The organism is Halorubrum sp. SP3, from assembly GCF_005435195.1.
GTDB lineage: Archaea > Halobacteriota > Halobacteria > Halobacteriales > Haloferacaceae > Halorubrum > Halorubrum sodomense.
Map to the genome: position 1 here is coordinate 41,493 of NZ_SGTU01000010.1, position 18,810 is coordinate 60,302.

Genomic DNA, 18,810 nt, shown 5'->3' on the forward strand with positions numbered 1-18,810 from the left:
CGCCCACAGCGCGTACATGCGGAAGACGCTCTCGGAGCGCTCTTCCCTCGCGAAAATTCACTCGAACGCGACCAGCGACGGCTATTCGTCTCAGTCGTCGCGAAACGACACGAACGTCCATCCGAAACGGAGGGTCCGAAACGGTTTTGCCCCGGCCTGCCGGACGGTCGATATGCCAGCAGATCCCGACACGGGGTACGACCCCTCGCTGGGTCGGAAGTTCGTGTTCGTCACGGGCGGGGTGATGTCCGGGCTGGGCAAGGGCATCACCGCCGCCAGCACCGGGCGCCTCCTCGCCAACGCGGGCTTCGACGTCACCGCCGTGAAGGTGGACCCGTACCTCAACGTCGACGCCGGGACGATGAACCCGTACGAGCACGGCGAGGTGTACGTCCTCAAGGACGGCGGCGAGGTCGACCTCGACTTGGGCAACTACGAGCGCTTCCTCGGCACCGACATGACGTTCGACCACAACGTCACCACGGGGAAGACGTACCAGCACGTCATCGAGCGCGAGCGCGCCGGCGACTACCTCGGCAAGACCGTCCAGATCATCCCGCACGTCACCGACGACATCAAGCGCCGGATCCGGGAGGCAGCCGAGGGCTCGGACGTCTGTCTCGTCGAGATCGGCGGGACCGTCGGCGACATCGAGTCGATGCCGTTCCTCGAGGCCCTCCGCCAGTTCGCCCACGAGGAGGACGACGAGGACATCCTCTTCACGCACGTCACCCTGGTCCCCTACTCGAAGAACGGCGAGCAGAAGACGAAGCCGACCCAGCACTCCGTGAAGGAGCTGCGTTCGATCGGGCTCCAACCGGACGTCCTCGTCGGACGGTCCGAGGATCGGTTGGAGCCGGAGACGAGAGAGAAGATCGCCCTGTTCTGCGACGTACCCACCGAGGCCGTCTTCTCGAATCCCGACGTGGAGGACATCTACCACGTCCCGCTGATGGTCGAAGACGAGGGGTTAGACGAGTACGTGATGGAGCGCCTCGACCTCGTCGACGAGGCGCTCCCGGAGGGCGAGCGCTCGACGGAGTGGCGCGACCTGGTCACGCGCGACCGCGAGGAGGAGATCGACGTGGCGCTCGTCGGCAAGTACGCCCTCGAAGACGCGTACATGTCGATCCACGAGGCGCTGAAACACGCCGGCATCCAGACCGGCACGGAGGTGAACGTGCTGTGGGTCGACGCCGACGAGACGCGGGCGGAACACGAGCAGCGGCTCGCGGAGGCCGACGCCGTCGTCGTCCCCGGCGGCTTCGGCTCCCGCGGGACGGACGGGAAGATCGAGGCGGTCCGCTACGCCCGGGAGAACGACGTGCCGTTCCTCGGGCTCTGCTTGGGCTTCCAGATGGCGGTCGTCGAGCACGCGCGCAACGTCCTCGGGCTGACCGGCGCCCACTCCGCGGAGATCGACCCCGACACGTCCCACCCCGTCATCGACCTGCTCCCCGACCAGTACGAGACGGAAGACATGGGAGGGACGATGCGGCTCGGCGCCCACGAGACCGCCATCGAACCCGACACGCTCGCGGCCGAGGTGTACGGCGCCGACGCCTGCACCGAGCGCCACCGCCACCGCTACGAGGTGAACCCCGAGTACATCGACGCCTTAGAGGCGGACGGCCTCGTCTTCTCCGGGCGCGCCGACAACCGGATGGAGATCCTCGAACGCCCGGACCACCCGTTCTTTTTCGGGACGCAGGCGCACCCCGAGTTCCGGTCGCGGCCGGACCGCGCGAGCCCGCCGTTCGTCGCCCTCGTCGAGGCGGCGCTGGGATCGACGGACACAACCGAGCGGAACGCGGACGTGAGGCTATAGATGGTCGAGACGGACGAGTTCATCGCGGAGGCGAAAGCGGAGATCCGGGAGGCGATCGGCGACGCGAACGCCGTGATCGCCCTCTCGGGCGGGGTCGACTCCTCGGTCGCGGCGACGCTCGCGTACGAGGCGGTCGGCGACCAGCTCACCCCCGTCTACGTCGACACGGGGCTGATGCGGAAGGGGGAGACCGACGAGATCCGCGACACGTTCGAGTTCATGGAATCGCTGCGGGTGATCGAAGCCCAGGACCGGTTCTTCGACCGCCTCGAAGGCGTCACCGACCCGGAGGAGAAGCGCCACGTCATCGGCGAGGGGTTCATCGACGAGTTCGAGACCGTCGCGCGCGACGTCGACGCCGACTACCTCGTTCAGGGGACGATCTACCCCGACCGCATCGAGTCGGAGGGGAACATCAAGTCGCACCACAACGTCGGCGGGCTCCCCGAGGTCGTCGACTTCGAGGGGATCGTCGAGCCCGTGCGAGACCTCTACAAGGACGAGGTGCGCGAGGTCGCCCGCGCGCTCGGCCTCGAGGAGATCATCTCCGAGCGCATGCCGTTCCCCGGGCCCGGGCTCGCCGTCCGGATCGTCGGCGAGGTGACGCCCGAGAAGGCCGCGGTCGCCCGCGAGGCGACACACGTCGTCGAGGCGGAGCTCGAGGAGTACGACCCGTGGCAGGCGTTCGCCGCGGTCCTCGGGAAGGCGACGGGCGTCAAGGGCGACAACCGCGTCCACGGCTGGGTGGTCGCCGTGCGCTCCGTCGAGAGCCGCGACGGGATGACCGCCCGCGCGCAGGAGCTCGACTGGAACACGCTCCAGCGGATCCAGAGCCGGATCACCGGCGAGAACGAGGACGTGGCGCGGGTCGTCTACGACGTGACCCACAAACCGCCCGCGACGATCGAGTACGAGTGATGGCGGACCGGCTACTCGCGGTCGTCGCCGGCCCGGACGAGCGCGGCCTCGGCGAGGAACTGGCGGCGCTGGGCGTCGAGGTCGCTCGCGTCGACGGGCTCGTCACGGCGGCGAAACTCGAGGACGCGGGGATCGGCGGCGCCGGCCTGTTCGTCCTCACCGACGTGGAGGAGGCGACCGGGATCCCGATCGCCAAGGAGCTGAACTCCGACGTTCGGATCGTGACGTACGCGACCCGATCGCTGCCGGAGTTCGTCGCGACCGTCGCGGACCTCGCGGTCGACCCCGCGCTGCTGGACGCCGCGACGGTCGCCGAGGAACTGACCGGCGACGCGGAACCGAACGACGCCGAGACCGAGCCGTGACCGGGGACGATTCGACCGCCGACGCGGACGCGGCCGAGGACGACCCGGCCGACGACGCGGACGCGGCCGAGGACGACCTCACCGCCGACGGCGGGGAAGACGCCCCCGCGACGGTCCCTCTCACCCTCTACACCCGCGAGGACTGCTCGCTGTGCGTCGTCGCCCGCGAGACGATCGAGTCGGTCGCGGCCGACCTCGACGGCGTGCGGGTCGCCCTCGACGTGGTCGACGTGGACACCGACCCCGAGCTCGCCGACGAGTACGGCGAGCGCGTCCCGTACGTCCTCGTCGACGGGAACCCGGCGTTCAAGTACGAGATCGAGGAGCGCGACCTGCGGCTGAAGCTCTTAGCGGCGACCTGAGTCCGAAAAAGCGCGCCGCGGACGGGAGTTCGGCGGCGCGGACTACTGCTCGACCGTCTCCGCGCCGGGCGCGTTCGCCTTCACGCGGGTCACGGCCTCAACGGCGTTCGACCGGGAGGCGTACCCCTCGCCGGAGTCGGCGAGGACGTTGCCGTTGCGGTGGCGGAGCCGCCAGCGCCACTCCGCGGCGGCGTCGCGGTACACCTCGAACGCCGCGGGATCGATCCGGAGGTAGTTCATACAGTCGTGGCGGACGTCGCGGTCCCCGCCGTCCGCCGCCCGACTACCGCGACCCGAGCGTTTACCACGCGGACGCTCCCTCGTAGTCGTATGTATGTACTGCGAGGCGGTCGCGTGGCGGACGCCGCGGGGACCCGCGAGGCCGACGTGGCGGTCGCGGACGGCGAGGTCGTCGCGGTCGGCGAGCCGGGGGCGGTCGACGACGCGCTGGCGGCCCTCGGCGACGATGGGGAGCCGACCGAGGTCGACGCCGACGGGCAGGTCGTCGCCCCCGGGCTGATCGACGCGCACGTCCACGTGATGATGGACGGACGGCCGGACGTCTCGACCGCGGTATCCGACAGCGACTACACCGCGAGCTATCGGGCCGCGAGCAACCTCAAATCGGCCGTCTCGGCCGGCGTCACGACCGTCCGCGACCTCGGGAGCCGGGGGACGCTCGCGCTCGACGCGGGCGAGGCGGTCGCCGCCGGCGACATCGACGGCCCGCGAGTGCTCGCCTGCGGCCGCAACGTGATCATGACCGGCGGCCACGGCAACTGGTTCGGCCGCGAGGCCGACGGCCCCGCGGAGGTGCGGAAGGCGGCGCGCGAGCAGCTGAAGGCGGGCGCGGACGTGCTCAAGTGTATGGCCACCGGCGGCGTCCTCACCGAGGGCGCGGTGACGGGCGCCCCCGAGCTCAATCCCGAGGAGCTGGCCGCGTTCACCGACGCGGCCGCCCCGACCGACACGCCCACCGCGGCTCACGCCCACGGCGAGGAGGGAATCAAGAACGCCGTCGAGGCCGGTATCTCCAGCGTCGAACACGGGACGTTCATGGACCGCGAGGCCGCCGAGATGATGGCCGAGCGCGGCACCTACTGGGTGCCGACCGCGAGCGCGCTCCGCGGCATCGTCGACAACGGCGTCGAGGCCGGCATCCCCGAGGACGCCGTCGCGAAGGCCGAGGACGCCGCGGACCGCTTCGACGACGCGTGGGACCACGCGCTGGAGGCCGGCGTCCCGATCGCGATGGGCACCGACGCGGGCACCCCGTTCAACTTCTTCGAGGAGATCCCCGGGGAGATGGCGCACATGGTCGAGTACGGGCTCTCGCCGGAGCGGGCGCTGGAGGCCGCCACCGTCAACGCCGCCGACCTGCTCGGACTCGACGACGTGGGGCGCGTCGAGGAGGGGTACGCGGCGGATCTGGTCCTTCTCAACGCCGACCCGAACGAAGACGTCGAGGCGTGGCGGGAGCCCGACGCGGTGTTCGCGCGCGGCGAGCGCGTCGAATAGGGAATCCGGTTCGGCTGCGGGCCTTATAAATAGCCGAGCAGCGTCGCAGTCGGGGATTTATAAAAGAACGGCGATTCTACGGAGAACGCTTCGAAAATTCCAGTCGCTCGTTTATAAATAACCGACAATAGATCGACGGCGAACACCGCCAAAGCCCCAGTCGCGAGGGCGTCGCACGCTCGCTGTGCTCCTCACTCGGTCGCTCACTCCGTTCGCTCCCTCATTGCGGTGCTTGCGTCGCCTGCGACGCCCTCGCGACTGCCCCTTTGAGTCCCGCCCCGCACGGCACCGCACAGCGCCTCACGCCTCCCCAGCCTCGCCGCTCACGCCCTACGGGCGTTCGCGGCGTCCCTCGCGCGTGCTCCTCGCGGCCGCCTTCGGCGGCCACTCGGAGGCACGCGCCGACCGCACCGCGCGTTCATTTAAAAATTGTCTCGGCGCCGCCGATCTGCGCACCCGACCGCGAAGCGGGTCGAACGGTCGCTTTTAACCCGAGCCGACGCAAGGGTCGGTCGATGACGAGCGCGCAATCCGGGTCGTCGGCCCGGCACGCGGACCCGGACGAGAACCCGTACATCGAGGACCCGCCGACCGACTTCGACCCGGTCGACGACCTCGCAGAGACCGAGGCCGCCGAGCAGGCCGAACTGCTCCGGGCGGCCGTCCGCGAGCACGACCACCGGTACTACGTCGAGGCCGATCCCCTCATCTCCGACGAGGCGTACGACCGGCTGTTCGCCCGGCTTCGGGACCTCGAAGACGCGTTCGACCTGCCGACCGAGAACTCCCCGACGCGGCAGGTCGGCGGCGAGCCGCTCGACGCGCTGGAGACGGTCGAACACGTCGCGCCGATGCGCTCGATCGACAACGACACCGACGCCGCGGCGGTCCGCGAGTTCGACGAGCGCGTCCGCGAGGGGCTGGCCGACGCGGCCCGGTCCGGCGACCTCCCCGGGTTCGACCCCGACGACCTCGCGTACGTCTGCGAGCCGAAGTTCGACGGCCTCTCGATCGAGGTGATATACGAGGACGGCGCGTACGTCCGCGCGGCCACCCGCGGCGACGGCCGCGAGGGCGACGACGTCACCGAGCAGGTCCGGACGATCGGCTCGGTGCCCGGCCGCCTGCGCGGCGACGACCACCCCGAGCGCCTCGCCGTTCGCGGGGAGGCCTACATGCCCAGAGACGCCTTCGAGGCGTACAACGACGAGCTGATCGAGCGGGGCGAGGAGCCGTTCGCGAACCCGCGCAACGCCGCGGCCGGCACGCTCCGCCAACTGGACCCGTCGGTCGTCGCCGAGCGCCCCCTCGACGTCTTCTTTTTCGACGTGCTCGCGTGGGAGGCCGGCGACGGGGGCCCGGAGCGCCCCCCGCGCCACCGCGACGCGCTCGACGCGTTCGAGTCGCTCGGGCTCCGCCGGAACGACCGGGTAAAGACCGTCGACGACGTCGAGGCCGCGATCGAGTACCGCGACGAGATACTGACCGCCCGCGACGACCTGAACTACGCGGTCGACGGCGTCGTGATCAAGGTCGACGCCCTCGCGCACCGCGAGGCGCTCGGCGCCACGTCGCGCGCCCCGCGCTGGGCGTTCGCCCACAAGTTCCCCCCGCGGACCGCGACGACGACCGTCGAGGGGGTCACGGTCCAGGTCGGCCGCACCGGGCGGCTCACGCCCGTCGCGGAGCTCGATCCCGTCGACGTCGGCGGCGTCACCGTCTCGCGGGCGACGCTCCACAACCCCGCCGAGATCGAGGCGCTCGGCGTCAACGTCGGTGACCGCGTCCGGATCTACCGCGCGGGCGACGTGATCCCGTACGTCCCGGAGGTCGTCGAGAAGCGCAGCGAGGGAGCCTACCAGTTCCCCGACGCCTGTCCCGTCTGCGGCGCCGAGATCGAGCGCGACGGCCCGCTCGCGTTCTGTACCGGGGGGCTCGGCTGTTCCGCGCAGTTAGAGCGCGCGGTCGAACACTGGGCGCGCCGCGACGCGCTCGACGTCGAGGGGCTCGGGCCGGAGCGGGTCGAACAGCTCCGTGAGGCCGGCCTCGTCGAGTCGCTGCCGGACCTGTACGACCTGACCGTCGACGACCTCGCCGCGCTGGATGGGTGGGGCGAGACGAGCGCCGAGAACCTGGTCGCGGAGCTCGACGCGACCCGGAACCCGTCGCTCGACGACTTCCTCACCGGGCTGGGGATCCCCGACGTGGGCGCGACGACCGCCCGGGCGCTCGCCGCGCACTTCGGGACGCTCGACGCCCTCCTCGACGCCGACGAGGCGGCCCTCCGCGAGGTCGACGACGTGGGCCCCGAGGTGGCGGAATCGATCCGGACGTTCCTCGACACCGAGGAGAATCGCGCCGCCATCGAGGGGCTCCGCGAGCGCGGCGTCGACCCCGAGCCGTTCGAGACCGACGCGCCCGACGGACCGACCGACGCGCTCGACGGCCTCACCTTCGTGTTCACCGGATCGCTGTCGGTGACCCGCGGCGACGCACAGGCCCACGTCGAGGCGCACGGCGCGAACGCCACGTCGAGCGTCTCCGGGAACACCGACTACCTCGTCGCCGGCGAGGACCCAGGGCGATCGAAGCGCGACGACGCGGCCGCCGAGGACGTGCCGGTCGTCGACGAGGACGGGCTCGCCGACCTGCTCGCGGAGCGCGGCGTGGCGTGGCCGCCGGAGGGGGGCGAGTAGCGCCGCGACGCGCGGGCGACGCTCGCTCCGACCCGCAATCCTTTATCAGGTGACGCCGGAACCGAGTGGTATGACCGCTATCGAACTGCGGGGCGTGACCAAGGAGTTCGCCGACGTCACGGCCGTTCGCGACCTCGATCTCACCGTCGAAGACGGCGAGGTGTACGGGTTCCTCGGCCCGAACGGTGCGGGCAAGTCGACGACGATCGACGTGCTCCTCGATCTCGTCCGCCCGACCGCCGGGGCGGTCCGCGTCCTCGGCGCCGACGTCGCGACCGACGGGGTCGATATCCGACGGCGGACCGGCGTGCTACCCGACGGCTTCTCGGTGTACGACCGGCTCTCCGGGCGGAAACACGTCGAGTTCGCCGTCGAGTCGAAAGCGGCCGACGACGACCCGGACGCCCTGCTCGACCGCGTCGGCCTCGCCGGCGCCGCGGACCGCGCCGCCGGCGAGTACTCGAAGGGGATGCGCCAGCGACTCGCGCTGGCGATGGCGCTCGTCGGCGACCCAGACCTGCTGATCCTCGACGAGCCCTCCTCCGGCCTCGACCCGGCCGGCGCCAAGGAGATGCGCGAGATCGTCCGCGCGGAGGCCGACCGCGGCGCCACCGTCTTCTTCTCCTCGCACATCCTCGAACAGGTCGACGCCGTCTGCGACCGCGTCGGCATCCTCCGCGACGGCGAACTCGTCGCCGAGGACTCCGTTGAAGGCCTCCGCGAGGCCGTCGGCGGCGAGGAGACCTTAGAGGTCGCGGCCGCGGGTGCCGACGACGACGCGGTGGCGGCGGTCCGCGCGCTCGCCGGCGTCTCCGGCGTCTCCCGCGACGGCGACGAACTGGTGGTGAACTGCGCGAGCGACGCAAAGACCGACGTCATCGCCGCCCTGGAGGACGCCGGCGTCGCGGTCGACGACTTCCATACCCGCGAGGCCTCGCTCGAGGACCTCTTCCTGGCGTACACGGAGGGGGACGCGGCGAGTGAACGCGCCAAAGATGAACAGATATCGACTCCGCCCTCAGGGGATCTACCGGGAGACGACGTCGAAAACGAGGAGGTGAGCGACCAATGAGCGTGCTCGCAATCGCAAAAAAAGACCTCCGCGACGCGGTCCGGTCCCGGTGGCTACTCGGATTGACTCTGTTGTTCCTCGGTCTCGTCTCTTTCGTCGCGTATCAGGTGCGACCACCGACCGGCGAAACGGTTTCATCGAATGCGTTCCTAAATGTCCGGCTCATCGGGTTCATGGTCGGAACTCTCCTGCCGCTCACCGCATTAGTCATCAGCTACAACGCGATCAGCGGCGAACGCGAGTCGGGGTCGATCAAGCTTCTGCTCTCTTTACCGAATTCCCGGACTGACGTGGTTCTTGGGAAGCTCGCCGGTCGATCGATCGCCTTCTCTTTGTCCGTTATCTCCGCGTTTGTCTTTCCTGCTCTCCTGCTTGCGGTCGGCCCGCTTGAGCTTGATCTGGTGAAATTCGCAGCATACGTCTTCTTCGCCTGTCTGCTCGGAAGCTCATTCATCGGAATCGCCGTCGGGTTCTCTGCGGCGGTGTCGACGCAGACGCGCGCCCTCATCGGTGGACTCGCGATATACGTGCTGTTCATCCCAGTCTGGTCTGTCGCGGAACTCCCGCTGTCACTCTGGCTGACCGCCGCGGACCCATCGTGGCTTCCCATCACCGGACAGGAGCTGTACACGCTGCTCAGAGTCGGGCGACCCTCCGGTGCGTTCGGAGTCATCACCGACATCCTGCTTCAGTCTGGTGAGATCACGGGCACTCAGCGGCGGATCCAGATATCTGCGGCAGCGATGATGGTTTTCTGGACTCTCGCACCCACGCTGGCCGGCCTCTGGAAGTTTGAGGCCGACGATCTGTGAGCGGTAGTGCGGGCTCCTGACCCGCTTCGTTCGTCCCAGAAATGGGCTCGGGCGGGTTCGAACCGCCGATCTCAGCCTTGTAAAGGCCGCGTCATAACCAGCTAGACCACGAGCCCTCACCCGTTTGAACCCGCCGAGAGCGGAAAACGATTTCCTTCCGCGACGCGAATCCCGACCGTGAACCGCCGCCTCGTCGGTGTCGCGGCCGCGCTCGCGCTGATCGCCGTCGCCGGACTCGGCGCCGCCGCCGCGAACCCGACCCTCCTGATCACCGGCTACGACACCGCCACGGTCGAGGCCGTCGACGGCGAGACGGGCGAGACGCTCGCGACCGTCGAGGCCCGGGTCGCGGACGGGTTCGTGAAACGGTACGTCGGCCTCTCCGCGACCGACGATCTCGACGCTGGCGAAGGGATGTTGTTCGTCCACGCCGACGCCGCGGAGCGCGCCTACGTGATGCGCGACATGGCGTTCCCGCTCGACATCGTCTTCGCCGATGCCAACGGGACCGTCACGACGATCCACGAGGCGGCGCCGGAGTCGCGACCGCTCACTCGCTACGAGGGCACCGGCCGGTACGTCCTCGAAGTCCCGCGCGGATGGAGCGAGCGCCACGGCGTCGAGCCGGGCGACAGGCTGGTGATCGACCGGTCGTGAGCCCGACCGCCGCGGGCCGCCGCCGGCCCGCCGACGAAACCGCTTTCCCGCTCGCAGTCGTCGCCACGACCATGACCGGACTTCCCCGCCGGATCGCGTGGAACCTCCGCCACCGCTGGCGGCGGGTGTTCGCGCTCTGCGTCGTCGGCGCCGGCGTCGCTGCCCCCCTCCTCACCGGCCTCTGGTGGCTCCTCCCGCTCGTGTGGTTCTTCGGCCTCTTCATCGTGCTACCCGTCCTCCACACGCTGACGAAGCCACTTCCGGACGACGGGACGGACGGCTCCCGAGCGGCATCCGACGACCCCGCGCTCGACGCCCTCCGAGAGCGCTACGCGCGCGGCGATATCGACGAACGCGAGTTCGAGCGTAAGCTCGACCGCCTCCTGGAGACCGAGGACGCCGAGACGGTGACCGATCCGCCCGACGGCGACGTTACAGACCGCGTCCGCAAGGGGATTCGAACCGAGATGGAGCGGCTCCGCGAATGACCGCTCGACGGCTTCCGTCGGGGGGCGACTGATGTTCGTCGAGGCCCTCCGGTACCCGTTCGCGGACCGAACGCGGCTCGACGGCACCGCGAAGTGTCTCGCGGCGCTGCTGCTCGGCGGCGCGCTGCTCCGGACGGCGGCGGGGCTCTGGCCCGACTGGGCGCTGCTGGTCCCGCTCCTGCTCGCCGTCGGTCCCCTCGTCGCGTTCCTCGGACTCGTCGGCGGCGTGCTCGCGGGAGAGGGGTTCCGACCGGTCGCGACGGCCGCGACGGCTCGGCTCGGCGGGCGCCTGCTCGGCGTCGGCGCCGTCTACCTCTCTCCGGCGGCTGTCACCGTCGCCGCCGTCAGCTACCTCGTCGCGCGGGGGACGGTCCCGAGCGCGCTGAGCGGCGTGACGATCGCGACGCTCGCGACCGTCGCGCTGCTCGTCACGGTCGTCTGCGCGTACCTCTTCCCCTCCGCGGCCGCGGTGAGCGTGCGGAACGGGCTTCGTGCCGGCCTCGATCGGGACGCGATCCGCGGGACGGCCTCGAGTTCGTACTTCCTCGCGTGGGTCGGCGCGACCGTCCTCGTCGTCGTCGCGTGGACCGCGCTGGCGGCGACGGCCGAGCGGAGCGTCGCCGCGCTCCTCGTCCTCGCGTGGACCGCGTACGCCCACGTCGCCGCCGCGGCGCTGCTCGCCGAGGGCGTCGGTCGGACGAAGTACTGGTGAGCGCCGGAGCGAGCGCGAGCATCGAAACGGCGGCGACGACCCGCGCCGAGTCAGAGGTCGATCTGCGCGGCCGCGTCCTCCATCGACCGGTTGTGGAGCGCTTCTCCCGTGGCGCGGTCGAAGACGTGGATCGCGTCCTCCGGGACCCGCGCGGTCACCGTGTCGCCCTCGCTAACGCGGTTGAACCCGTCGATGGTCGCGACGAGCGTCGCCGCGGTCTCCGGGTCCGCGTCGGGATCGAAGTGGAGGTACACCGTGTTCTCGTCGCCCATCGGCTCGACGACGTCGACGGTCGTCTCGAACGCGTGCTCGCCTCCCTCGTCGACGAGCTCGACCGCCTCGGGGCGGATCCCGAGCCTGAGGTCGGTCACGCCGCCGAGGTCCGACTGAACCGACTCGTCGATCGAATACTCGAATACCTCGCCGACGAGCCGATCTCCCTCGAGCGTCACGTCGAAGAAGTTCATCGACGGCTCGCCGAGGAAGCTCGCGACGAACTGGTTTGTCGGCTCGTGGTAACACTCCAGCGGCGTCGCGACCTGCTGGAGCTCGCCGCCGTCGAGGATGGCGATCCGATCGCCCATCGTCATCGCCTCGGTCTGGTCGTGGGTGACGTACACGGTCGTCACGCCGAGGTCGTTCTGGAGCCGCTGGAGCTCGGTACGCATCTCCGCGCGGAGCTTCGCGTCGAGGTTGCTGAGCGGCTCGTCCATCAGGAACACCTCGGGGTCGCGCACGATGGCGCGGCCGAGGGCGACGCGCTGCTGTTGGCCGCCCGAGAGGTCGCTCGGCTTCCGGTCGAGTAGGTTCGAAATGCCGAGCATCTCGCCGGTCTCCGAGACCATCCGGTTGATCTCGTCGTCGGGGAGGTCCGTCGACTCCTCGAGTCCGAACGACATGTTCTGCCGGACGCTCATATGCGGGTAGAGCGCGTACGACTGGAACACCATCGCGATGTCTCTGTCCTGCGATTTCACGTCGTTGACGACGCGGTTATCGATGCTGAGCGTGCCGGACGTGATCGTCTCGAGGCCGGCGACCATCCGGAGCGTGGTAGACTTCCCGCAGCCGGACGGGCCGACGACGACGAGGAACTCGCCGTCGTCGATCGACAGCGACACGTCGTCGACCGCGACGATCTCCTCGTCGCCGTCCTGAAACGTCTTCGTTATCGAGTCGAGTTCAAGCGTTGCCATATCTTTGTGTTGTGGTCGGTGTCGAGTGGTCGGTCGCGCGCCGCGTCGCGTCTGCTCCCCAGTGGTCGCCGTCGCCGGACGAGGGGCGCGTCCGGGTCACGCCGCCACCCCCTCGGCGAACTCCTCGCCGAAGAAGATGTACACCGCCAGCGTCGGCAGCGCCGCGAAGAACGCCCCGGCCATCCGGAGCGCGAAGTCCTGTCCCTCAAGCGAGGTCCCGAGCCCGGCGAGGATCAACACGACGGGCGCGGCCGGGCTCGACTCCGTCGAGACGAGCACCAGCGTGAAGAGGAGGTCGTTCCAGATCTGGGTGAACTGATAGATCAGGACGACGGCGAACATCGGTCCCGACAGCGGGAGGACGATCCGCCGGTACACCCGACGGAGCGTCGCCCCGTCCAGGCGGGCCGACTCGATCATCTCGTCGCTCATCGTCTTGTAGTACGTCCGGAACAGGAGCGTACAGATCGGGATCCCGTAGGCGACGTGGGTGATCACCAGTTCGATGATGCCGGCGTAGTCGTCCGGGACGCCGAGCGCCCAGACGAACGACAGCGTCTGGGTGAGCTGGACCCACTGCGACCAGAACTGGGTCAGCGGCACCAGCACGGCCTGATACGGGATGAAGATCCCGGCGATGATGAGCATGAGCACCACCGCCTTGTACGACTGCTTCCACGTCGGGATCGTCAGCCCGTACGCGGTGACGCTCCCGACGAACGCCGAGATCACCGTCGCGGGCACGGCGTACAGCAGGCTGTTCCCCATGCCGCGCAACAGGGCGTCGATCGCCGCCTGCCACTTCTCGAAGGTGAGCCCGGACGCCCCCGGCGGAGCGAACGGCGCCGTCTCGATGATCGCGGTGCCGGTCTTGAACGACGTCACCAGCCCGGACTCGATGGGAACGAGGTAGAACGCCGCCGCGAAGATCAGGACGACGTACAGCCCGGCGTCTTCGACCGTCGTCTGGTCGAGGGTCCGCCGCAGTCGCGCTGTCGTCGTCATCGTACCCCCGTCGGTTCTGGGTTCCGTGTCGCTCATAGGTTGTTCCTCCGGTATTCGTACACGAGATAGGGGCCGATGACGCTGAGCGCCATCCCGAACAGGACGATGGCGATCGCCGACCCGTACGCCCAGTTGAGGTTCGCGTACGCCTCACGCACCATCTTCGTCGCGAGGATGTCGGCGCCGTTCGGCGGCCGGTACCCCCCGACAAGCGAGTAGAGGAAGTCGAAGGCCTTCATCCCGAACACCATCAGCACGACGGCGGCGCTGATCGTCGCGCCCTTCAGCTGGGGAATGATCACGCGCCAGTACATCTTCAGGGCCGACGCGCCGTCGACCTTGGCCGCCTCGTAGTGTTCTGTCGGAATCGCGCGGAGCCCGGCGAGGTACACGACCATCGCGTACCCCGAGAACTGCCACATCAACGCGAAGATGATCGCGTAGAGGACGATGTCCTGGTTACCGAGCCAGCTTATCGGGCCGAGTCCGAACGTCCCGATGAGGTTGTTGGCGATCCCGTTGTTGTAGTTGTAGATCCACAGCCAGAACTGGGCCGTCACCACGAACGAGAGGCTCATCGGGAGGAGGTAGATCGTCCGGAACGTGTTCTCGAACCGGATCCCCCTGTCTATCAGGATCGCCAACACGAGACCGACGATGAGCGTCCCCGCGGTGAACGCGATCAGCAGGATGAGCGTGTTGACCGCGGCGTCGATGAACCCGGAGTCCGCGAGCGCCCGGGTGTACATCTCGAAGTCGAGGTCCGAGTAGTCCGGCGCGTTCTCGAAGCGCTGGTAGTCGGTCAGCGAGATCAGCAGGTTCCAGATGACCGCACCGTAGACGAACAGCCCCATCAGCAGGAACGGCGGGAGCCAGAAGACGGACGACTCCATGAAGTCGCTTCCGAAGCGCCGATCCAGGCTCGCCTTGAGACGGGTCGTCACGTCACGGTCCGGCTCCGCCGGCGGTTCGGCCGCGGGGCCGTCGCTCACGACGCCGCCGTCGGCGCGGACCCCGCCGTCGTCTGGGTTAGCCTCGTCGTCCCCCGAGGAGGGCCTGATCGTCCGGTACAATCGACGATAAAAATCCAGCATCGCGTGGATTTCAGTTCGACACCGCGTCCAGGAAGCCCGTCGTCGCCGCGTCGACGTTGTACGGGCCGGTGAACTCCGAGGAGATGACCTCGTTGAGCGCGGTCATCGTCTCGGAGGGGACGCCCAGCCCGTGCTGGAGGTTCGGCGGTCGGTACTCCGCGTTCGCGAAGTCCTCGGCCGTCTCCTGGAGGTACGGACCGAACTCCTCCATGCTCACGTCGGTCCGGGTCGGGATCGATCCCTTGTACTGGTTGAACGCGATCTGGGCCTCCGGGCTGCCGACGAACGCCTCCCAGGTCTTCGAGGCCTCGGGCGTCGGGTTGTTCGCCGGGTAGAGGAACGAGTCGAAGTGGAGCGTGTACATGCCCTCCGTGCCGGGGAACGTCTTGAAGCCCCAGTCGTCCTCGTAGGCGAAGTCCTCGGCGTTCCGGAACGCGCCCGCCGCCCAGTTGCCCTGGTGGATGAAGGCGGCGTTGCCGTTGATGATGTTCTGGTTCGACTCGGTCAGCCCGATCGAGGATGCGTCCTCGCTGATGTGGTTCTCCAGCATCTCCGCGGTCCGCTCGAACGCGGCGCGAACGGCGCTCTCGGAGCCCTCGCCGTTGAGGAAGTCCATGTACGGCTGGTAACCGTTCTCACCGAGCATCACGGCACCCCACAGCTGGGTCGTCGTCCAGGTGCCGGACATCCCGTGCGTCATGGGAACCGCGTCCGTCTCGCTAGCGACCGTCTCGAACGCGTCGATGAGCGCCGAGGGGCTGTTCAGCGAGTCGACGTCGATCCCGGCGTCCTCGACGACGGAGACGTTGTAGAACAGGCAGTTCAGTCGGTGGGAGCCGAGCGGCACGGCGCGGTAGCTGCCGTTCTGCTGGTGGAGGTCGATGGCCTCGTCGACCATCACCTCCTCGAAGTTGTTCTGCTCCCAGACGTCGTCGACGCTACCGAGGACTCCCTCGTAGCGGAGGAGGTTCGGGCCGGGCCAGTTGGCGAACGACCCCGGCGGGTCGTCGCTCTGGAGCCGGTTCGCGACCACGGCGTCGAGGTTCTGGTTACCGCCGCCGCCGATGGGGTTCATTTCGAGGCCCGTGTCGGGGTGGGCCTCGTTGAACGCCTCCTCGAGCGCCTCGGCCGCCGCCGCCCCGTCGCCGCCGGTCCAGCCGTGAAGCACTTCGACCGGGTTACCGGAACCGCCGCCGCCGTTACTGCCGTTACCGCCGCCGCCACCGCCGCCGGAACAGCCGGCGATCCCCACGGTCGCGAGGCTCCCGGCGCCGGCCACGTAGTGGCGACGGGTGAGTCTGTTCTCCGAATCGGCTCCGTTGTCACGTGACATGTACTCACCGGTTTGGCTGGCCAGTACTTAACGATTGATGTTCATTTACTCAAAATACTATTAAAAACTCAAGAAGCGTTTCCCCGGCCTAGACGGACTCTCCGCTCGTATGAATCCGTTAAAATCCGTTTCGGTCGGTGGTCGGCAGCTCCTTTCTAAACGATTGGCACGGGGCCGATCGTAACGAAATAACCGACCGGCGGTTCCGGTTCGGGTGCGCTCCCGGCTCCGCGACCGGGACGAACGGCACCGTTTCGGCGCGCGACCGACCGATTCTTGAGCGCGCGGCCCCGATCCGACGGTAATGCAGGGACCGCTGTGGATAGACACGCACGCGCCCGATCTCGACGAGATCCGGCAAGACGAGGCCCGCGATCGCCTGCGCCGGGCCGTCGACGAGCCGATGAACCTCGTCGTTCAGGGGCCGCCGGGGGTCGGGAAGACGGCGGCGGCGCGAGCGCTCGCGGACGCGTCGCACGCCGACCCGGACGCCGACCTGATCGAGATCAACGTCGCCGACTTCTTCGGGCGGACGAAAAAGGAGATCCGGACCGACCCCCGCTTCGAGGGCTTCCTCGAAGGGCGAAGCGGCATGGCGAAACGCGACATGATAAACCGCGTGCTGAAGGAGTCGGCGTCGTACGCCCCGATGTCCGGCGAGTACAAGACGGTCCTGTTGGACAACGCGGAGGCGATCCGCGAGGACTTCCAGCAGGCGCTGCGCCGCGTGATGGAGAAGCACCACCGCACCACCCAGTTCGTTATCGCGACCCGCCAGCCGTCGAAGCTCATCGCTCCGATCCGCTCGCGCTGTTTCCCGGTCCGCGTCCGCTCGCCGACGACCGACGAGACGATCGACGTCTTAGAGACGATCTGCGACCGGGAGGGCGTCGACTACGACGGCGACGGGCTGGAGTTCGTCGCCAGCGCGGCCGGCGGCGACCTCCGCGAGGCGATCCTCTCCGCGCAGGCGACCGCGGTCGAGGGCGACGAAATAACCATGTCGACCGCCTACGAGGCGCTCGGCGAGGTCGGTGACGACGACGCGCTCCGCGAGGCGCTCGCCGACGCCCGCAGCGGCGACCTGAAGGACGCGCGCTCCACGCTCGACGACCTCCTCGACGAGGGGTACGACGGCCAGGAGCTGCTCCGAGAGGCGCTCCGCGTCGCCCGCGCCGGCTCCGACTACGGCGGCGACGACGTGGCCCGGCTCCACGCGCTCGCGGGCGAGGCCGACCTCGACCTGTCGGACGGGCTCGACGAAACGACCCACCTCGTCCACCTGCTCGCGGCGTGGGCGGCGGGACGGACCCGGCTCTCGCCCGCCCTGCGCGACGCGGAGGTAGCGCCGTGAGTCGGACCCCGCCGCTCTCGCGGCTCCTCCCGTTCCCGGTGGTCGACGCCGCGTGGGACCTGGCGCTCGTCCCGGCGCTCGCGGGTGCGGTGGCGCTGCCCGTGTTCCCGCCGGTCGGCGTCGCGCTCGTCGCGCTCGCGTTCGGGATCCTCTGGTTCCACCGCGACCCGGAACGCGATCCCCCGACGGGCGGGGAGACGGTCCTCTCCCCGGCCGACGGCACCGTCTCCGTGGTACGCGGGGAAGGTTCTCGGCTCCGCGTCGGCGTGTTCATGAACGTCACCGACGTCCACGTCAACCGCGCGCCGCTCGCGGGCGAAGTCCGCGAGGTCCGCCACCGCCCCGGCGCGAACCGCCCGGCGTTCGATAAGGAGTCCGACCGCAACGAGCAGGTCGCGGTCGACTGCGGCGAGTACGAACTGCTCGTCATCGCGGGCTGGTTCGCCCGCCGGATCCACCCCTCGGTCGAGGCGGGCGACCGCGTCGAGCGCGGCGACCGAGTCGGTCACGTCTCGTTCGGCTCCCGCGCCGACGTGGTGTTGCCCGCGGACGTGACCCGCGACGACCTGCTGGTCGCCGAGGGCGACAGCGTCCGCGCGGGCGAGACGATCATCGCGGAGCGGCCGCGGGACGACTGACAGTCGTCGCGGGACGGCAACGCGATGACTCATGACCGCACCGCCGCGCGGGTCGATTCGGTTCGGGCACACGCTTTTGTTTCGCGATTGTGATGCTTCTGGCGCATGCCAGAAGAGACCATCCACGAGTCGAACCGGTCGCGGACCCGGCAGGGACTGGCCACGTACCTCCGGCGGATCGCCCGAGCCCTGAGGCGCGGCGAGCCGGTGCCGGTCGACGAGGCCGGCTCGGTGACGGTCGACGCGGCCCCGACCGGCGACGTCGAGATCGAACTCGAGCGCGAGGACGGAACGGTTCACTTCGAGATCGAGATGGAGTGGCCCGACGAGGCGGCCGCCGTCGACGAGGACGCGGCCGCGAGCAAGGCCACCTTCGAGCTGTACGCCGACAGCGCCGACCAGTTCCGGTGGCGGCTCCGGCACGACAACGGCAACATCATCGCCGACGGCGGCGAGGGGTACGCCGACAAGCGCGACGCGAAGTCGGGGATCGCGAGCGTCCAGCGGAACGCGCCCGGCGCGCACGTCGTCGATGTCTCGCGCGACGAGGAGGCGCCCGACGAGGGGGGTAGCGACGCGACCTTCGAGCTGTTCCGCGACAACGCCGACCGGTACCGCTGGCGGCTCCGCCACGACAACGGCAACGTCATCGCCGACGGGGGACAGGGGTACGCGTCCAAGCAGAAGGCGAAACAGGGGCTCGAGAGCGTCAAGTCGAACGCCCCCGGCGCGGCCGTCGAGGAGTCGGCCGAGTAGTTCCCC

General features: G+C 69.3%; 18 protein-coding genes, 1 tRNA gene and 1 pseudogene. 14 read left to right on the plus strand and 6 right to left on the minus strand.

Annotated features, from left to right (window positions below; all coding sequences use genetic code 11):
- Positions 1 to 172 precede the first annotated feature (172 nt).
- Genes EXE42_RS09245 through EXE42_RS20660 form a run of 4 tightly spaced genes read left to right on the plus strand, consistent with a single transcriptional unit; the run spans position 173 to position 3,473 of the window.
- Positions 173 to 1,828: a CTP synthase gene (locus EXE42_RS09245; protein ID WP_137693948.1), complete on the plus strand. Its 1,656-nt coding sequence runs from the start codon at positions 173 to 175 to the stop codon at positions 1,826 to 1,828.
- A complete protein-coding gene (gene guaA / locus EXE42_RS09250; protein ID WP_137706385.1) occupies positions 1,829 to 2,746 on the plus strand; it encodes a glutamine-hydrolyzing GMP synthase in 918 nt (305 codons plus the stop codon).
- Positions 2,746 to 3,111, plus strand: a complete 366-nt coding sequence (locus EXE42_RS09255) for a CTP synthetase (RefSeq protein WP_092919655.1) — start codon at positions 2,746 to 2,748, stop codon at positions 3,109 to 3,111. The genes guaA and EXE42_RS09255 overlap by 1 nt, the downstream gene beginning before the upstream one ends.
- Positions 3,108 to 3,473, plus strand: coding sequence for a glutaredoxin family protein (locus EXE42_RS20660; RefSeq protein ID WP_092919657.1), 366 nt, complete (start codon positions 3,108 to 3,110; stop codon positions 3,471 to 3,473). Before EXE42_RS09255 ends, EXE42_RS20660 begins: the two co-directional genes overlap by 4 nt.
- A gap of 42 nt (positions 3,474 to 3,515) precedes the next feature.
- On the opposite strand, the pseudogene EXE42_RS09265 reads toward EXE42_RS20660, so the two are convergent.
- A pseudogene (locus EXE42_RS09265) lies at positions 3,516 to 3,695 on the minus strand (YegP family protein); the annotation flags it as partial.
- Positions 3,696 to 3,803: 108 nt separating this feature from the next.
- Between EXE42_RS09265 and EXE42_RS09270 the strand changes: the two are divergent.
- From EXE42_RS09270 to EXE42_RS09285, 4 genes are all read left to right on the plus strand, one after another.
- Positions 3,804 to 4,991 carry an amidohydrolase family protein gene (locus EXE42_RS09270; RefSeq protein WP_199240745.1) on the plus strand — a complete coding sequence of 396 codons (1,188 nt, stop codon included), beginning with the start codon at positions 3,804 to 3,806 and terminating at the stop codon, positions 4,989 to 4,991.
- Between the two features lie 515 nt (positions 4,992 to 5,506).
- Positions 5,507 to 7,687 carry an NAD-dependent DNA ligase LigA gene (gene ligA / locus EXE42_RS09275; protein ID WP_137706386.1) on the plus strand — a complete coding sequence of 727 codons (2,181 nt, stop codon included), beginning with the start codon at positions 5,507 to 5,509 and terminating at the stop codon, positions 7,685 to 7,687.
- 70 nt (positions 7,688 to 7,757) lie between these two features.
- The gene (locus EXE42_RS09280) at positions 7,758 to 8,759 is read left to right on the plus strand and encodes an ABC transporter ATP-binding protein (protein ID WP_137706387.1); all 1,002 of its coding nucleotides are present in this window, start codon (positions 7,758 to 7,760) and stop codon (positions 8,757 to 8,759) included.
- Complete coding sequence (locus tag EXE42_RS09285) at positions 8,756 to 9,571, plus strand: ABC transporter permease (protein WP_137706388.1); 816 nt, start codon at positions 8,756 to 8,758, stop codon at positions 9,569 to 9,571. Before EXE42_RS09280 ends, EXE42_RS09285 begins: the two co-directional genes overlap by 4 nt.
- Positions 9,572 to 9,613: 42 nt before the next feature.
- Here the strand turns inward: EXE42_RS09285 and EXE42_RS09290 are convergent.
- Positions 9,614 to 9,687, minus strand: a tRNA-Val gene (locus tag EXE42_RS09290).
- 61 nt (positions 9,688 to 9,748) lie between these two features.
- Between EXE42_RS09290 and EXE42_RS09295 the strand changes: the two genes are divergently transcribed.
- The 3 genes from EXE42_RS09295 (at position 9,749) to EXE42_RS09305 (ending at position 11,428) form a co-directional block, all read left to right on the plus strand.
- The gene (locus tag EXE42_RS09295; RefSeq protein ID WP_092919664.1) at positions 9,749 to 10,228 is read left to right on the plus strand and encodes a DUF192 domain-containing protein; all 480 of its coding nucleotides are present in this window, start codon (positions 9,749 to 9,751) and stop codon (positions 10,226 to 10,228) included.
- Positions 10,229 to 10,299: 71 nt separating this feature from the next.
- Positions 10,300 to 10,716, plus strand: coding sequence for an SHOCT domain-containing protein (locus EXE42_RS09300; protein ID WP_092919666.1), 417 nt, complete (start codon positions 10,300 to 10,302; stop codon positions 10,714 to 10,716).
- Between the two features lie 31 nt (positions 10,717 to 10,747).
- Positions 10,748 to 11,428 carry a DUF4013 domain-containing protein gene (locus tag EXE42_RS09305; protein ID WP_137706389.1) on the plus strand — a complete coding sequence of 227 codons (681 nt, stop codon included), beginning with the start codon at positions 10,748 to 10,750 and terminating at the stop codon, positions 11,426 to 11,428.
- Positions 11,429 to 11,478: 50 nt separating this feature from the next.
- On the opposite strand, the gene EXE42_RS09310 is transcribed toward EXE42_RS09305, so the two are convergent.
- The 4 genes from EXE42_RS09310 to EXE42_RS09325 form a co-directional block, all read right to left on the minus strand.
- Positions 11,479 to 12,624 carry an ABC transporter ATP-binding protein gene (locus EXE42_RS09310; protein WP_092919670.1) on the minus strand — a complete coding sequence of 382 codons (1,146 nt, stop codon included), beginning with the start codon at positions 12,622 to 12,624 and terminating at the stop codon, positions 11,479 to 11,481.
- A gap of 96 nt (positions 12,625 to 12,720) precedes the next feature.
- A complete protein-coding gene (locus tag EXE42_RS09315) occupies positions 12,721 to 13,665 on the minus strand; it encodes a carbohydrate ABC transporter permease (RefSeq protein WP_092919672.1) in 945 nt (314 codons plus the stop codon).
- On the minus strand, positions 13,662 to 14,702 hold the full coding sequence (locus EXE42_RS09320; RefSeq protein ID WP_137706390.1) for a carbohydrate ABC transporter permease: 1,041 nt from the start codon (positions 14,700 to 14,702) through the stop codon (positions 13,662 to 13,664). Before EXE42_RS09320 ends, EXE42_RS09315 begins: the two co-directional genes overlap by 4 nt.
- Before the next feature lie 31 nt (positions 14,703 to 14,733).
- Positions 14,734 to 15,891: an ABC transporter substrate-binding protein gene (locus EXE42_RS09325; protein WP_174548991.1), complete on the minus strand. Its 1,158-nt coding sequence runs from the start codon at positions 15,889 to 15,891 to the stop codon at positions 14,734 to 14,736.
- Positions 15,892 to 16,360: 469 nt separating this feature from the next.
- Here EXE42_RS09325 and EXE42_RS09330 point away from each other — a divergent pair, with 469 nt between their 5' ends.
- From EXE42_RS09330 to EXE42_RS09340, 3 genes are all read left to right on the plus strand, one after another.
- Entirely contained in the window at positions 16,361 to 17,410 is a 1,050-nt protein-coding gene (locus tag EXE42_RS09330) for an AAA family ATPase (protein ID WP_137706391.1), read from the plus strand.
- Positions 17,407 to 18,048 (plus strand): protein sorting system archaetidylserine decarboxylase, encoded by a 642-nt coding sequence (locus EXE42_RS09335; RefSeq protein WP_137706392.1) that lies wholly within the window; start codon positions 17,407 to 17,409, stop codon positions 18,046 to 18,048. The genes EXE42_RS09330 and EXE42_RS09335 overlap by 4 nt, the downstream gene beginning before the upstream one ends.
- Positions 18,049 to 18,153: 105 nt before the next feature.
- Complete coding sequence (locus tag EXE42_RS09340; RefSeq protein ID WP_137693941.1) at positions 18,154 to 18,804, plus strand: HVO_2922 family protein; 651 nt, start codon at positions 18,154 to 18,156, stop codon at positions 18,802 to 18,804.
- The last annotated feature ends 6 nt before the right edge of the window (positions 18,805 to 18,810 follow it).

Bases quoted from the DNA above. Each gene is read 5' to 3' on its own strand.
- EXE42_RS09245 (WP_137693948.1), top strand. From the start codon at position 173: ATGCCAGCAGATCCCGACACGGGGTACGACCCCTCGCTGGGTCGGAAG.
- guaA (WP_137706385.1), top strand. From the start codon at position 1,829: ATGGTCGAGACGGACGAGTTCATCGCGGAGGCGAAAGCGGAGATCCGG.
- EXE42_RS09255 (WP_092919655.1), top strand. From the start codon at position 2,746: ATGGCGGACCGGCTACTCGCGGTCGTCGCCGGCCCGGACGAGCGCGGC.
- EXE42_RS09270 (WP_199240745.1), top strand. From the start codon at position 3,804: ATGTATGTACTGCGAGGCGGTCGCGTGGCGGACGCCGCGGGGACCCGC.
- ligA (WP_137706386.1), top strand. From the start codon at position 5,507: ATGACGAGCGCGCAATCCGGGTCGTCGGCCCGGCACGCGGACCCGGAC.
- EXE42_RS09280 (WP_137706387.1), top strand. From the start codon at position 7,758: ATGACCGCTATCGAACTGCGGGGCGTGACCAAGGAGTTCGCCGACGTC.
- EXE42_RS09285 (WP_137706388.1), top strand. From the start codon at position 8,756: ATGAGCGTGCTCGCAATCGCAAAAAAAGACCTCCGCGACGCGGTCCGG.
- EXE42_RS09300 (WP_092919666.1), top strand. From the start codon at position 10,300: ATGACCGGACTTCCCCGCCGGATCGCGTGGAACCTCCGCCACCGCTGG.
- EXE42_RS09305 (WP_137706389.1), top strand. From the start codon at position 10,748: ATGTTCGTCGAGGCCCTCCGGTACCCGTTCGCGGACCGAACGCGGCTC.
- EXE42_RS09310 (WP_092919670.1), bottom strand. From the start codon at position 12,624: ATGGCAACGCTTGAACTCGACTCGATAACGAAGACGTTTCAGGACGGC.
- EXE42_RS09315 (WP_092919672.1), bottom strand. From the start codon at position 13,665: ATGAGCGACACGGAACCCAGAACCGACGGGGGTACGATGACGACGACA.
- EXE42_RS09330 (WP_137706391.1), top strand. From the start codon at position 16,361: ATGCAGGGACCGCTGTGGATAGACACGCACGCGCCCGATCTCGACGAG.
- EXE42_RS09340 (WP_137693941.1), top strand. From the start codon at position 18,154: ATGCCAGAAGAGACCATCCACGAGTCGAACCGGTCGCGGACCCGGCAG.